Genomic DNA, 14,647 nt, shown 5'->3' with positions numbered 1-14,647 from the left:
TTTCCCGCACGTTGTCGCGGTCGATATCGCGGCGTGATCTGCGCCGGGATGGCGGCGTCCGCGCCCGGCCTCCGTTCCGTCCGATATCTACCCGCGTAGAATTTTCGGCCAGGTACGCTGAGTGGACCCGCGGGGGTCTGGGGAACCCCCCGGAGAGACAGCCGCACCACACCACCACACCGGGAGTGCCAGTGGCACGCGTCGTAGTCGACGTCATGCTCAAGCCGGAGATCCTCGACCCGCAGGGACAGGCGGTGCAGCGTGCGCTGCCCCGTCTCGGCTTTGAGGGAATCGCGGACGTTCGTCAGGGAAAGCGTTTCGAGCTGGAGGTCGAGGGACCGGTCGACGACGCCGCCCTCGCCCGTATTAACGAGATGGCCGAGACCTTCCTCGCCAACACCGTCATCGAGGACTTCACCGTGAAGGTGGAGGAGGAGAAGTGACCACCCGTATCGGCGTCGTCACTTTTCCCGGCACCCTCGACGATCAGGACGCTCTGCGGGCCGTCCGGATCGCGGGCGCGGAGCCCGTATCGCTGTGGCACCGCGACAAGGACCTGCACCAGGTCGACGCGGTCGTCCTGGCCGGCGGTTTCTCCTACGGGGACTACCTCCGGGCCGGCGCGATCTCGCGCTTCTCGCCGGTGATGGAGCCGCTCATCGAGCAGGCCAAGGGCGGTATGCCGGTCCTCGGCATCTGCAACGGCTTCCAGATCCTGACCGAGGCGCACCTGCTGCCCGGCGCGATGCTGCGCAACAACCACCTCCACTTCATCTGCCGCGACCAGTCGCTGCGGGTGGAGAACGCGGAGACCGCCTGGACCTCGGACTACAGCGCCGGCCAGGAGATCAAGGTCCCGCTCAAGAACATGGACGGCCGGTACACCGCCGACGAGCACACGCTCGACGAGCTGGAGGCCGAGGGCCGCGTCGCCTTCCGCTACCTGGACGGCAACCCCAACGGCTCGCTCCGCGACATCGCGGGCATCACCAACGCCGCGGGCAACATCGTCGGCCTGATGCCGCACCCGGAGCACGCCGTGGAGCCGCTCATCGGCACCGGCCGCACCGACGGCCTCGGTTTCTTCACCTCGATCATCAAGAAGCTGGTCAACGCATGAGCCTGGATACGGTCAAGCACGCGGCCGAGACCCCGGACGCCGAGCAGCCCTGGAAGGAGCTCGGCCTCAAGGAGGACGAGTACGCCCGGATCCGCGAGATCCTGGGCCGCCGTCCCACCGGCGCCGAACTCGCCATGTACTCGGTGATGTGGTCGGAGCACTGCTCGTACAAGAGCAGCAAGGTCCACCTGAAGCAGTTCGGCGAGAAGGTCCCCGCCAACGACGCGATGCTCGTCGGCATCGGCGAGAACGCCGGCGTCGTGGACGTCGGCCAGGGGTACGCGGTCACCTTCAAGGTCGAGTCGCACAACCACCCCTCGTACATCGAGCCCTACCAGGGCGCGGCCACCGGCATCGGCGGCATCGTCCGCGACATCCTCGCCATGGGCGCCCGTCCGATCGCGGTCGTCGACCCGCTGCGCTTCGGCGCCGCCGACCACCCCGACACCAAGCGCGTCCTGCCGGGCGTCGTCGCGGGCATCGGCGGCTACGGCAACTGCCTGGGCCTGCCCAACATCGGCGGCGAGGTCGTCTTCGACTCCTGCTACCAGGGCAACCCGCTGGTCAACGCCGGCTGCATCGGCGTGATGAAGCACGAGGACATCCACCTCGCGCAGGCCTCCGGCCCCGGCAACAAGGTCATCCTGTACGGCGCCCGTACCGGCGGCGACGGCATCGGCGGCGTCTCGGTGCTGGCGAGCGAGACCTTCGAGTCCACCGGCCCGGCCAAGCGCCCGGCGGTCCAGGTCGGCGACCCGTTCCAGGAGAAGCTCCTCATCGAGTGCACCCTGGAGATCTTCAAGGAGAAGCTCGTCGCGGGCATCCAGGACCTCGGCGGCGCCGGGCTCTCCTGCGCCACCAGCGAGCTGGCCTCCGCCGGTTCCGGCGGGATGCGCGTCGAGCTGGACACCGTGCCGCTGCGCGACTCCTCCCTCTCGCCCGAGGAAATCCTCATGAGCGAGTCGCAGGAGCGCATGTGCGCGATCGTCGAGCCGCAGCACGTGGACCGCTTCCTGGAGATCTGCGAGAAGTGGGACGTCATCGCCACCGTCATCGGTGAGGTGACCGACGGCTCGCAGCTGGAGATCTTCTGGCACGGCGAGCAGATCGTCGACGTACCGCCGCGCTCGGTCGCCCACGACGGCCCGGTCTACCACCGCCCGTTCGCCCGCCCGTCCTGGCAGGACGCGCTCCAGGCGGACGACGCCGGAAAGCTCGCCCGTCCGGCGAACGCCGCCGAGCTGCGCGAGCAGGTCCTCAAGCTGGTCGCCTCCCCGAACCAGGCCTCCAAGGCGTGGATCACCGACCAGTACGACCGCTTCGTGCAGGGCAACACCGTGCTCGCGATGCCCGAGGACGCGGGCATGGTCCGCATCGACGCCGAGTCCAACCTCGGCGTGGCGATGGCGACCGACGGCAACGGCCGGTACGCCAAGCTCGACCCGTACACCGGCGCGCAGCTCGCGCTGGCGGAGTCGTACCGCAACGTCGCCGCCTCCGGCGCCAAGCCGCTCGCCATCTCGGACTGCCTCAACTTCGGCTCCCCCGAGGACCCGGACGTCATGTGGCAGTTCGCCGAGGCCACCCGTGGTCTCGCGGACGGCTGCCTGGAGCTGGGCACCCCGGTCACCGGCGGCAACGTCTCGCTCTACAACCAGACCGGTGAGACGGCGATCCACCCGACGCCGGTCGTGGCCGTGCTCGGCGTGATCGACGACGTCACCCGGCGTACGCCGGTCGCCTTCGCGGAAGAGGGCCAGCTCCTCTACCTGCTGGGCGACACGGCTGAGGAGTTCGGCGGCTCGGCCTGGTCCGAGGTCGTCCACAACCACCTCGGCGGCCTGCCGCCCAAGGTGGACCTCGGCCGCGAGAAGCTGCTCGCCGAGATCCTCATCTCCGCCTCGCGCGACGGCATGATCGACGCCGCGCACGACCTGAGCGACGGCGGCCTGATCCAGGCGGTCACCGAGTCCTGCCTGCGCGGCGGGAAGGGCGCCCGGCTGGTCGTGCCGGACGGCCTGGACACGTTCACGTTCCTCTTCTCCGAGTCGGCGGGGCGCGCGGTCGTCGCGATCCCGCGCAGCGAGGAGCTCCGCTTCAACGACATGTGCGGCGCGCGGGGTCTGCCCGTCGCCCGGATCGGTGTCGTGGACGGCGAGGAGATCGAGATCCAGGGCGAGTTCAGCATCCCGCTGAGCGAGCTCCGTACGGCGCACGAGGCGACGATCCCCGCGCTGCTCGCCTGAGCCGCGCGCCGACCGGCGTCTGCGAAGCCCCTGCCCGGACCTCCGGGCGGGGGCTTCGGCAGTTCTTCCCCGTCCTCTTGATAGGGATTACGTAATTACGTAAGGTTGGTGTCATGGAGCTGGAGCAGCGGGTCGCCGAGCTGGAGCGACGACTCACGGCACTGGAGCAGCAGGACTCCGAGTCCGGGTCCCCCCGCCTGGGCGACGGCGACTTCTGGGCGCTGGAAGGGCTGAAACAGCAGCTCGCGGGCGTCGGGGAGGCCGGGGCCGACGGGGGAGTGCTCTACACGGGCTCGGTCCGGCTGCCCACCGGCGAGCAGTACGGGTGGCAGTACGGCGCGTTCACCGAGGCCCTGTTCGACGGGGACTGGACGGACGCGGCCGAGTCGTTCGCCGCGCTCGGCCACCCGGTACGGCTGCGCCTGCTCCGCGAGATCCTCGGCGGCCGCCGTACCGCCGCCGAACTGGCCGCGCTCGACGCGGTCGGCACCACCGGCCAGATCTACCACCACCTGCGCCAACTGACCGGCGCGGGCTGGCTGCACGCGGCCGGGCGCGGCAGGTACGAGGTGCCGCCCGCCCGGGTCGTGCCGCTGCTGGTGGTGCTGACGGCGGCGCGGCCCTGACCGGAGAGACCGACGCCGCGCCTCGACCGACCGACGCCGCGCCTCGACCGACCGTCGCGACGCCAGGAACGACCGACACGACGCCAGGAACGACCGACCGACGCCATGGGGGAGACATGTCCGTCCGCACTGTTGTGGAGAAGGCCCACCGGATCGCCTGGGTGGTGCTGATCGCGCTGGTGATCGCCGAGTTCTTCGTGGACCTGCCCGGCCCGGGCTGGGTGACGACGTCGCTGCCGGCGACGCTCGTCTTCCTCCTTCTGATGGCGGTGCTGGCGCTCCAGGCGAGGGCCGGAGCACCCCGGGGCGAACCGCGTGACCCGGTCGAGGTCGCCCCGCCGGTGAGCGGCCGCTGGAGCGCCCTCAACAGCCCGGCCGACAAGGTCCCGAGCCATGGGGTGCACCTGTACGGGCAGACGTACGCGATCGACATCGTGGCCGAGCCGGAGGTGCCGGACGGCGAGCCCCCCGCCCGGCCGCCGTTCCGCTGGGTGTGGCCGCTCTTCCGCCGCAACCGCGCCTTTCCGGCCTTCGGCGCCCCGCTGCTCGCGGTGGCCGACGCCACGGTGGTCGCGGCGAGCGACGGCCAGCGCGACCACCTCAGCCGCACCTCGCTCCCCGCCCTCGCCTATCTGATGGTCATCGAGGGCAGCGTCCGCTCGGCGCTCGGCGTGCACCGCGTCCTCGGCAACCACGTGATCCTGGACCTCGGCGACGGTACGCACGCGGTCTACGCCCACGTCCGGCGCGGCTCGCTGAAGGTGGCGGCCGGGGACCGGGTCCGCGCCGGGCAGGAGCTCGGGCGCGTGGGCAACTCCGGCAACACCACCGAGCCCCACCTCCACTTCCACCTGATGGACGGCCCGGATCCGGACTCCGCCCGGGGCATCCCGTTCACCTGGCGGGGCGTCGGAGTACCCGCGAACGGGGAGACGTTCACCGTCGGCACCGATGTCGGTGCGGCCGGTTAGTCTCGCCCCCATGCCCCCGGCCAAGAAGCGCCCGCGCGCCTACGACCACCTCAGGACCCGGACCGCGGTCCTCGCCCAGTTCGCCCATGTCCGCGATGCCGTCGCCGCGTTGACGCCCGAGCAGCTCGCCCTGCCGACCCGGCTCGGCGACTGGACGGTGCGTGACCTGGTCGCGCACATCGCGCAGGGGCTCGGCTCGGTCAGCCGGGACCTGGCCCTGCCGGAGCCGCCGGGGCCCAAGCCCGCGACCACCCTCCTGGAGTGGCCGCCGGCCGTCGCGGCGGTCGTCAGGGACCCCGAAGCCCCGGCCCCGGCGGCCGGCCACCCCGACCTCCTCGCGCTGTACGCGGAGGTGGAGGCGGCCTTCCGCACGGACGTCCCGGACTCCTCCACGGGGGACCGGCTGCTGCCCACCCGGGTCGGATCCATGCGGCTGGCCGACTACCTGGTCACCCGGACCGTCGAGCTGACCGTCCACACCGATGACCTCAACGAGGCGCTCGGGGCGGAGATCCCGTACGACCGGCAGGCGCTGGCCGCCTGCACCCGGCTGCTGGCGGACACCCTCGCGGACCGGGCGCCCGGCGGTTCGGTCGAGGTGCGGGTCCCGCCGTTCGCGGTGGTCCAGTGCATCGGCGGCCCCAAGCACACCCGGGGCACCCCGCCCAACGTCGTGGAGACCGGCGCCCTGACCTGGATCCGGCTCGCCACCGGCCGTACGGAGTGGGCGCGGGCCCTGGCGGACGCCGAGGTCAGCGCGAGCGGCGAGCGCGCCGATCTGGCGGAGTGGCTGCCCCTGTTGCGCTGAGGGAGCCAGGGCGGAACCGGAGGCGGAGGCGGAACCGGAGGCGACGGAACCGGACGCGGAACCGGAGGCGACGGAACCGGATCGGGGGCTCGGCCCGTCACATCGCCATGCACACACAACGTATGGCAGTCAGCGTCAGCGTCCTGGCCCTCCTCACCCTCGCCGCCTGCGGTACGGAGCCGGGTTCCGGCTCCGGCGGCGACGGCGGGGACGGCAGTGACACCGTGCAGAGCGATGTGCCCGTCACGGGGGTGGCGTGGAGCGTCGACTCCATGACCGTCGGCGGGAAGACGACCGAGGCCCCGGAGGGCTCCCGGCTGGAGTTCGACCCGAAGGGGCGGGCCAAGGCCGGCTTCGGGTGCAACCAGATCGGCGCGGACGCCCGCGTGGAGGGGGACAGGATCACCTTCGCCAAGCCCGTCTCCACGCAGGTGGCGTGCGACGAGAAGTCCGAGAAGTTCGAGAAGGCCGCCCTCGCCGCGATGGACGGCGAACTCACCGCGAAGCTCTCCGGCGAGAAGCTGACCCTCACCACCGGGGGCGGCGACACCTTCGCGCTCAGCGAGGAGAAGCCGGCCGCCCTGGCCGGCACCCGGTGGGCGGTGACCACCCTGCTCAGCGGCGAGACGGCGACCTCCGTACCCGCCGACCTCCCGAAGGAGCGGGTGCCCCACCTGACCTTCGGCGAGGACGGCACCGTGCACGGCAACTCCGGCTGCAACTCCTTCCACGGCAAGGCCGAGGTCAAGGGCTCCACGATCACCTTCGGCCCGCCGGCCGGCACCCGGAAGATGTGCCCGGAGGTGGAGATGGCGACGGAGCGCGCGGTCCTCGCGGCTCTGGACGGCCCGGCGACGTACACGATCAAGGGCTCCACGCTCACCGTCACCTCGAAGGACGGAAAGGGCGTCGGCGCCACGGCCACCCCCGCGACCGCCACGGCCACCCCCGAGACGACGGAGGGCACGCCGCCGACCGAGGGCACGCAGACGACCGAGGGCACCCAGGAGCACGGCTGAATCCGGCGCCCCGGTGTGAGGCTCACCACGAAACGGGCGTTCGGACGGCGGCCGGGGTGGCTTCGGGACGGGTTCGGGGCGGGTTCACCGAGCGCCACGGCCGGACGGCCGCCGCCGGGTCCCCGCCCACCGCTCCTACCCATCGGTAACCGGCCTCCCGGCCCGGCAGTGAGCGCCGCACCCGATCCGCGGGCTCCGCGACCCCTATCCGATGATCACGCACCGTGACCACCCGAAGCCCCGCGAATCACCCGCTCCCCGCGTCCCCCCTGCGTCCCACCGAGCCGTTCCCCGTGTTCCGTACCGGCTTTGCCGACCGGTACCCAATTCGGACCAGTGGTCGATCTCGCCTACACTCGGTGTCGTGCCCCGTGGTGATGGACGACTCAACCACGACCTGCTCCCCGGAGAGAAAGGCCCCCAGGACGCTTGTGGCGTCTTCGGTGTCTGGGCTCCGGGTGAAGAGGTCGCCAAGCTCACCTATTTCGGACTGTATGCCCTGCAGCACCGCGGACAGGAATCCGCGGGCATCGCAGTGAGCAACGGGTCCCAGATCCTCGTCTTCAAGGACATGGGACTGGTCTCGCAGGTCTTCGACGAAACGTCTCTGGGTTCCCTCCAGGGCCATATCGCGGTCGGTCATGCCCGCTACTCCACCACCGGTGCCTCGGTGTGGGAGAACGCGCAGCCGACGTTCCGTGCCACCGCGCACGGCTCGATCGCCCTCGGCCACAACGGGAACCTGGTCAACACCGCCCAGCTCGCGGAGATGGTCGCCGACCTCCCGCGCAAGGACGGCCGCGCCACCCAGGTCGCCGCGACCAACGACACCGACCTGGTGACCGCGCTGCTCGCCGGGCAGCGCGACGAGGACGACAAGCCGCTGACCATCGAGGAAGCCGCCGCCAAGGTGCTCCCCGACGTCAAGGGCGCGTTCTCGCTCGTCTTCATGGACGAGCACACCCTCTACGCTGCCCGTGACCCGCAGGGCATCCGCCCGCTGGTGCTCGGCCGCCTGGAGCGCGGCTGGGTGGTCGCCTCCGAGTCCGCCGCACTCGACATCTGCGGCGCCAGCTACGTACGCGAGATCGAGCCGGGCGAGCTCGTCGCCATCGACGAGAACGGCCTGCGCACCTCCCGCTTCGCAGAAGCGAAGCCCAAGGGCTGTGTCTTCGAGTACGTCTACCTGGCCCGTCCCGACACCGACATCGCCGGCCGGAACGTGTACCTCTCCCGCGTGGAGATGGGCCGCAGGCTGGCCGCCGAGGCGCCCGTCGAGGCGGATCTCGTCATAGCGACCCCGGAATCCGGCACCCCCGCCGCGATCGGTTACGCGGAGGCCAGCGGGATCCCGTTCGGCGCCGGACTGGTGAAGAACGCCTACGTCGGCCGGACCTTCATCCAGCCCTCGCAGACCATCCGCCAGCTCGGTATCCGGCTCAAGCTGAACCCGCTGAAGGAAGTCATCAAGGGCAAGCGCCTGGTGGTCGTCGACGACTCGATCGTCCGCGGCAACACCCAGCGCGCCCTGGTCCGGATGCTCCGCGAGGCCGGTGCCGCCGAGATCCACATCCGGATCTCCTCGCCGCCGGTGAAGTGGCCCTGCTTCTTCGGCATCGACTTCGCCACCCGCGCCGAGCTCATCGCCAACGGCATGACCGTCGACGAGATCCGCACCTCGATGGGGGCCGACTCCCTCTCGTACATCTCGATCGACTCCATGATCGAGGCGACGACCATCGACAAGCCCAACCTGTGCCGCGCCTGCTTCGACGGTGAGTACCCCATGGACCTCCCGGACCCGGAGCTGCTCGGCAAGCAGCTCCTGGAGACCGAGCTGGCGGCAGGACCCGCGGCCACCGCCGCGGCCGACGCGCTGCGCCGTCCGTGACCCGGACGGCGCCGCCGCCCCTCCCACCAGCCCCGTATCTCCACACGAAAGATCCCAGGCCATGTCTGAGACAACAGGTGCCTCCTACGCGGCGGCCGGCGTCGACATCGAAGCCGGTGACCGTGCCGTCGAGCTGATGAAGGAGTGGGTGAAGAAGACGCAGCGCCCCGAGGTCGCGGGCCTCGGCGGGCTCGGCGGCTTCGCCGGCCTCTTCGACGCCTCCGCGCTCAAGCGCTACGAGCGTCCGCTGCTCGCCTCCGCCACCGACGGCGTCGGGACCAAGGTGGACCTGGCGCGTCAGATGGGCGTGTACGACACCATCGGCCACGACCTCGTCGGCATGGTCGTGGACGACCTCGTCGTCTGTGGTGCCGAGCCGCTCTTCATGACCGACTACATCTGCGTCGGCAAGGTGCACCCCGAGCGTGTCGCGGCCATCGTGAAGGGCATCGCCGAGGGCTGTGTCCTCGCGGGCTGCGCCCTGGTCGGCGGCGAGACGGCCGAGCACCCGGGGCTCCTCGGCCCGGACGACTTCGACGTCGCCGGCGCCGGTACGGGCGTGGTCGAGGCCGACCGACTGCTCGGCCCGGACCGTATCCGCAAGGGTGACGCCGTGATCGCGATGGCGTCCTCCGGTCTTCACTCGAACGGGTACTCGCTCGTCCGCCACGTGGTCTTCGACCGGGCCGGCTGGACGCTGGACCGCGAGGTCGAGGAGTTCGGCCGGACGCTCGGCGAAGAGCTCCTGGAGCCGACCAGGATCTACTCCCTGGACTGCCTGGCGCTCACCCGCACGACCGAGGTGCACGGCTTCAGCCACGTCACCGGCGGCGGCCTGGCGAACAACCTGGCCCGGGTCATCCCGGCCGGGCTGCACGCCACCGTGGACCGCTCCACCTGGACGCCGGGCGCGGTCTTCGACCTCGTCGGCAAGGCCGGTCAGGTCGAGCAGTTGGAGCTGGAGAAGACGCTGAACATGGGCGTCGGCATGATCGCGATCGTCCCGGCCGACTCGGTGGACGCCGCGCTGACGACCCTGGCCGACCGCGGGGTCGACTCCTGGGTCGCCGGTGAGATCACCGACCGCGGGGAGCACACCACGGGCGCCGAGCTGACCGGCAGCTACGCCCGCTGAACCGTTGATCCGTGACTACGGTGCGGTGTGCGCCGGGCTCCCCGCCCGGCGCACACCGCAGGCGCCGGACCCGGATCAGGACACACAGAACCCGGCCCGGGGCAGGCCCGGACCGGGTTGATGTGTCAGCGCGAGGTCAAGCGCCGCGGCGCTGTGACGACGGACCGGACTGGTCGTCCTGATCCTCGTCATCGTCCTGGTTGTAGCGATCCGCGTACTGTGCGTACGGGTCATCTTCCTCGTCGTCGTCCTCGAACGGCTCGGCGTTCGGTGGCTGACTCGAAGGCGATGCGCCCAGCTCATTGGCCAGACGCGACAGGTCCGTCCCGCCGCTGCTGTACTTCAGCTGGCGGGCGACCTTGGTCTGCTTGGCCTTTGCCCGGCCGCGCCCCATGGCTCGACCCCCTCGGTGACGGGGCTCGACGGCCCCAGAGTCTTGACACGCGTTCATGTTTCAGGACGGACTCTCGACAGAGAGACCGCGCCCGTAGGGCTTTAACGGTACCTGCTTCCGTGGCCATACGGTACGCCGCCCGCGTCTTGCGCCCCGGTGCAGGGTCAACGAGGAGCCCCGTCCCCGCTGGTCAACTGCGATTTTAACCTCTTCTGCACGCACGACCCGCCGACCGGCGTGAGTCTTGTCTCCCGCCGGCCTGCGGGTCGTACGCGTATCCGCACGCGGGTCGTACGTGTGCCGCACCCGGGTCGTACGTGTGCCGTACGGGTGCGGTACGGCCGCGCGTCAGTGGCCGCGCGCCTCGGCCATCCGCTGCTCGGCGATCCGGTCGGCCGCGGCGGCGGGCGGAATCCCGTCCGCCTTCGCACGTGCGAATATTTCCAGCGTGGTGTTGAAGATCTTCGTGGCCTTCGCCTTGCACCGGTCGAAGTCGAACCCGTGCAGCTCGTCGGCGACCTGGATCACGCCACCGGCGTTGACCACGTAGTCCGGCGCGTAGAGAACCGACCGGTCGGCCAGGTCCTTCTCGACGCCCGGGTGGGCCAGTTGGTTGTTGGCCGCGCCGCAGACCACCTTCGCCGTGAGCACCGGCACGGTCGCGTCGTTCAGGGCGCCGCCGAGCGCGCAGGGCGCGTAGATGTCGAGGCCCTCGGTGCGGATCAGGGTCTCGGTGTCGGCCACCACGGTGACCTCGGGGTGCAGATCGGTGATGCGGCGCACCGACTCCTCGCGGACATCGGTGATCACGACCTCGGCCCCGTCGGAGAGCAGGTGCTCGACGAGGTGGTGGCCCACCTTGCCGACCCCGGCGACCCCGACCTTGCGGCCGCGCAGCGTCGGGTCGCCCCACAGGTGCTGGGCCGAGGCCCGCATGCCCTGGAAGACGCCGAACGCGGTGAGGACGGAGGAGTCGCCGGCGCCGCCGTTCTCGGGGGAGCGGCCGGTGGTCCAGCGGCACTCCCGGGCCACGACGTCCATGTCGGCGACGTAGGTGCCGACATCGCAGGCGGTGACGTACCGGCCGCCGAGCGAGGCGACGAACCGGCCGTAGGCCAGGAGGAGTTCCTCGGTCTTGATCTTCTCGGGGTCGCCGATGATGACGGCCTTGCCGCCGCCGTGGTCGAGCCCGGCGAGGGCGTTCTTGTACGACATCCCGCGCGACAGGTTCAGCGCGTCGGCGACGGCCTCGGCCTCGGTCGCGTACGGGTAGAAGCGGGTGCCGCCGAGGCCGGGGCCGAGGGCGGTGTTGTGGAGGGCGATGACGGCCTTGAGGCCGGTGGCACGGTCCTGGCAGATCACGACTTGCTCGTGGCCTCCCTGATCCGAGTGGAACAGGGTGTGCAGGACGCCGTTAGTCACATCGGTCACGGTGGTGACTCCCAAGTACGAAGCGGCGGCGATGCCCTCCTAGGGGTGGGGAGGGCCTCGGGACCTGTCGTCGGACAGGCCACGGTCCGGCCGGCACGGCCGGACCGATGGGCAAGAGCGTAAGTCCTCCGGCGGCGCGGATCTGCCCCCGTGCCGAGGATCACCCCAAGGGGGTGTACGCGCGTGGCACGATGCGCTGCATGTCGGTGGTGTCTTCCGTGGTCGTCCCTTACACGTCCTATCTCCGGGTGTACGAGCCGCTCGCCGCCTTCGCGGAGCCCGAGCGCAGTCACTGGGCCCGTTACGCGCAGCGCCCGGTGCTGCCCACCGCCCAGGACGAACTGCGCCGTGCGCTGGCCGACTTGGTGCCGACCCCGCCGGTCGGGGTGCCCGTGCACGAGAGCGGCGACGCGTTCGTGGCGGAGCTGGACGGGGTGGTGTGCGTCTGCCCGTGGCGGACCCGGCTGCGGGGGTGGCTCGCGCTGGAGGAGCTGGAGGGGTCGGGCGGGCCGGGGGGAATGTTTCCGGCCAACGTGCTGGACGCCCTGCTGCCCGGGGTGGTGCGGGGTCAGGCGCGGGCGGACCACGAGCGCTGGCAGCGCCGGAACCCGGACGCGCGGCCGTGGATCCGTACGACGGTGTGGCAGGTCCCGGTGCGGTGGTTCGTCCTCTTCCGGGACGAGGAGCGGGAGTACGTGGCGGCCGACGGCGAGGGCGGGGAGCCGGTGCTGCGCTACCGGACGCCGATGGTGGAGGCCCGGCGCCGGCTGGCCCGGGGGCTGCGGACGCTGCGCGAGCACGCCGCCGACGGCCCGCTCACCGAGGGGCTGGTGGACGTGGGGCGCTGGCTGGAGGAGTTCCATCCGCGCTCGCTGGTGGAGCTGGACTACGGGGGCCTGGTGCACGCGCTCCCCGCCGGACAGCTCGCCGGGGACCGGTCGGCCGCGGATGTGGCGGAGAGGCTCGCCGCGCTGGGGAGCGGTGACAGTGAGGGCGCCGGGGAGGCGTACGCGCGGCTCGCGGAGCGGTGGCGGGCGGTGCGGGACCGCCAGTTCACCAATTGACGTGAAAAGACCCACAGCGGCATCAACGTGACGGAACCGGGGCATCCTTCATCCAGGACGGACCGGAAGGCCGGCCGGACCGGCGGACCGAGTGAAGTGCGGGAAGGAGGAGAGAGCTGACGGGCCGTGAACCTGCGTCCCGTGGGACACGTGTGGTGGGTGGGGCAGAAGAGTACGTCTCTCGACCCAGGACCTACGTCCCGAACCGGGCCTTTGCCTCAAGCGTGATGGATAGCACTAACGGGGCCCTTGCGCTCATCCCTACTCCTCGTGCCAAAATAGGACAAGGAGTCCGGGGAGGGCTCCTTCTGTCCAAGTAAGGGCGGAATACTCAGCATTGCACGCTATGGGGGGTCTGAGGACTCCTGATCGCTCTGTGACTGATCGTCACGGTGGTGTGACTGTCCGCTATGGCATGGTCCATCGGCTTCCGTCGCTGATGAACACCTGGGAGGGCAATTCCATCGGTTTGGCCGACGCGGCTGGACGGATGGTGTAGTTGTAGTGCCGAGGACAAGCCGTTCGTCCTATAACCGACTCGGCCCGCGTCCGCCATTTCGGGCAACGCGGGTCAAGGTGCAGAATTTAGAGGAAAGAACCGAGAAGGTTCGGTTCTCCCGAGGAGGCCGCTCATGACCGCTCGCACCCCTGATGCCGAGCCGCTGCTGACCCCGGCTGAGGTTGCCACGATGTTCCGCGTGGACCCGAAGACGGTCACCCGTTGGGCCAAGGCTGGCAAGCTCACGTCCATCCGCACGCTCGGTGGACACCGCCGGTACCGCGAGGCAGAGGTCCGCGCACTGCTTGCGGGTATTCCGCAGCAGCGCAGCGAGGCCTGACACACCCCTGCCTCGCAGCTCAACGCAGTAGCAGCACCGCATCACCACAGGGCAGCCGCCAGGTCCCCCAACCTCAGGCCGCCCCTATACAGCTCCACTCGACGGACGCCTGCCCCAACGGGCGTCATACCTGTGTACGGGTACGTCGTCTTTGATCGCGCTGGACTCCGCCGGGTCCAGCGCGATCTTTGTATGTCCCGGCACCCCTGTCCCGGCAGCCTCGGCCGACGGCGCTCCGCCGGGGCTCTCGTGCCCCCGTAGGCCGTTCCCACACCCCCTGGGCGGCTCCTGGGCGGAGGGCCGAATAACCGGGTGGTCGGTCGGCTTCCCGGCCTCACGCGGCGTCCGGCGGGCCGACCTGCCGTCCGTCCCGGCGCCCTTCGTGGGTCTGTGAGCGGGTCTGTGCGGGAGTGTGGGTGAGCGTCCCGGACTCGGTGGGACAGCCCCGGACGGAACGGTCCGGCCGAAGAGGTGCCCCGGTGCAATTGCACATATTAAATTCGCCAGTTGTAGGGGAGGCGTAAACTACCCCGGTCTGAAAACTCGTTCGGTGACACCCGTCACACCGCCTGATGCTTGCCAACTCCGAGCCTGCCACTGTCCGGACGCGGAATCATCCGGCCGATGGTCACGGAGCGACGGGCCTTTCGTCCTTGTCGCCGTCCGGGGGAGCGCCGTCCGGGGGCGCGGCTTCCAGAGGTGCGGCTCCCGGGGGTGCGGCTTCCAGGGGCGCGGCCTCCGGGGGCGCGGCGGCGCTCTCCGGAGCTGCGGGGCCTCCGGCCCGGCTCCGGGGCTCCTGCGGCTCGTTCGGGGGCTCCGGGGCCGCACCGGGGCCCGGGGCCGCTCCCGGTCCCCGCGCCTCCCTGTCACCGTCCCGGGCGGCGTCCCGAGCACCGTCCCGGGCTCCGTCACGGCCGCCGTCTCCCGGCTCCATGGCGAGGCGCAGCAGCCGGTGGCAGACCGGGCAGTGGCGGGTGAGGTGTCCGTAGCCGTAGGCGGCCGCCAGATGGGCGCGGAGCAGTGCGCGGGTCTCGTGTCGTGCTGTGGACGCGGACATGTGAGCCACCTCCCGGTGGACCCGGCCGCCCCTCGCCGAGGGAAAC

General features: G+C 70.9%; 14 protein-coding genes. 11 read left to right on the top strand and 3 right to left on the bottom strand.

Translation table 11 applies throughout. The annotated features are described in order from the left end of the window. Positions 1-191 precede the first annotated feature (191 nt). From purS to purM, 9 genes are all read left to right on the top strand, one after another. Positions 192-443 carry a phosphoribosylformylglycinamidine synthase subunit PurS gene (gene purS, locus ACFWRT_RS32670; protein WP_015610108.1) on the top strand — a complete coding sequence of 84 codons (252 nt, stop codon included), beginning with the start codon at positions 192-194 and terminating at the stop codon, positions 441-443. Next, positions 440-1,120 carry a phosphoribosylformylglycinamidine synthase subunit PurQ gene (gene purQ, locus ACFWRT_RS32665; RefSeq protein ID WP_380953141.1) on the top strand — a complete coding sequence of 227 codons (681 nt, stop codon included), beginning with the start codon at positions 440-442 and terminating at the stop codon, positions 1,118-1,120. Before purS ends, purQ begins: the two co-directional genes overlap by 4 nt. After that, on the top strand, positions 1,117-3,366 hold the full coding sequence (gene purL / locus ACFWRT_RS32660; protein ID WP_380953140.1) for a phosphoribosylformylglycinamidine synthase subunit PurL: 2,250 nt from the start codon (positions 1,117-1,119) through the stop codon (positions 3,364-3,366). The genes purQ and purL overlap by 4 nt, the downstream gene beginning before the upstream one ends. 113 nt (positions 3,367-3,479) lie before the next feature. After that, positions 3,480-3,992, top strand: a complete 513-nt coding sequence (locus ACFWRT_RS32655; RefSeq protein ID WP_380953139.1) for an ArsR/SmtB family transcription factor — start codon at positions 3,480-3,482, stop codon at positions 3,990-3,992. Positions 3,993-4,108: 116 nt separating this feature from the next. Continuing rightward, entirely contained in the window at positions 4,109-4,963 is an 855-nt protein-coding gene (locus ACFWRT_RS32650) for a M23 family metallopeptidase (RefSeq protein ID WP_380953138.1), read from the top strand. Between the two features lie 10 nt (positions 4,964-4,973). Next, on the top strand, positions 4,974-5,771 hold the full coding sequence (locus ACFWRT_RS32645; protein ID WP_380953137.1) for a maleylpyruvate isomerase family mycothiol-dependent enzyme: 798 nt from the start codon (positions 4,974-4,976) through the stop codon (positions 5,769-5,771). A gap of 107 nt (positions 5,772-5,878) precedes the next feature. Then, on the top strand, positions 5,879-6,790 hold the full coding sequence (locus ACFWRT_RS32640) for an META domain-containing protein (protein WP_380953136.1): 912 nt from the start codon (positions 5,879-5,881) through the stop codon (positions 6,788-6,790). A 364-nt stretch (positions 6,791-7,154) separates the two neighbouring features. Beyond that, positions 7,155-8,681, top strand: coding sequence for an amidophosphoribosyltransferase (purF, locus tag ACFWRT_RS32635; protein ID WP_380953135.1), 1,527 nt, complete (start codon positions 7,155-7,157; stop codon positions 8,679-8,681). A 61-nt stretch (positions 8,682-8,742) separates the two neighbouring features. Continuing rightward, the gene (gene purM / locus ACFWRT_RS32630) at positions 8,743-9,816 is read left to right on the top strand and encodes a phosphoribosylformylglycinamidine cyclo-ligase (RefSeq protein ID WP_380953134.1); all 1,074 of its coding nucleotides are present in this window, start codon (positions 8,743-8,745) and stop codon (positions 9,814-9,816) included. A 136-nt stretch (positions 9,817-9,952) separates the two neighbouring features. On the opposite strand, the gene ACFWRT_RS32625 is transcribed toward purM, so the two are convergent. Continuing rightward, positions 9,953-10,210: a DUF3073 domain-containing protein gene (locus tag ACFWRT_RS32625; protein WP_007447468.1), complete on the bottom strand. Its 258-nt coding sequence runs from the start codon at positions 10,208-10,210 to the stop codon at positions 9,953-9,955. 348 nt (positions 10,211-10,558) lie between these two features. Further along, entirely contained in the window at positions 10,559-11,641 is a 1,083-nt protein-coding gene (locus ACFWRT_RS32620; protein ID WP_380953133.1) for a Leu/Phe/Val dehydrogenase, read from the bottom strand. A gap of 200 nt (positions 11,642-11,841) precedes the next feature. On the opposite strand from ACFWRT_RS32620, the gene ACFWRT_RS32615 reads away from it, so the two are divergent. Together ACFWRT_RS32615 and bldC are read left to right on the top strand one after the other, a co-directional pair. After that, a complete protein-coding gene (locus tag ACFWRT_RS32615; protein ID WP_380953132.1) occupies positions 11,842-12,705 on the top strand; it encodes a hypothetical protein in 864 nt (287 codons plus the stop codon). Between the two features lie 632 nt (positions 12,706-13,337). After that, positions 13,338-13,544, top strand: coding sequence for a developmental transcriptional regulator BldC (gene bldC / locus ACFWRT_RS32610; protein WP_003949541.1), 207 nt, complete (start codon positions 13,338-13,340; stop codon positions 13,542-13,544). Between the two features lie 628 nt (positions 13,545-14,172). Here bldC and ACFWRT_RS32605 read toward each other — a convergent pair. Further along, on the bottom strand, positions 14,173-14,601 hold the full coding sequence (locus ACFWRT_RS32605; RefSeq protein ID WP_380953131.1) for a DUF6274 family protein: 429 nt from the start codon (positions 14,599-14,601) through the stop codon (positions 14,173-14,175). Between the last annotated feature and the right edge of the window lie 46 nt (positions 14,602-14,647).

This window comes from Streptomyces cyaneofuscatus (assembly GCF_042718795.1).
In the GTDB taxonomy this organism is placed as follows: Bacteria; Actinomycetota; Actinomycetes; order Streptomycetales; family Streptomycetaceae; genus Streptomyces; species Streptomyces cyaneofuscatus_A.
This window is presented reverse-complemented; position numbering and strand designations above follow the sequence as displayed.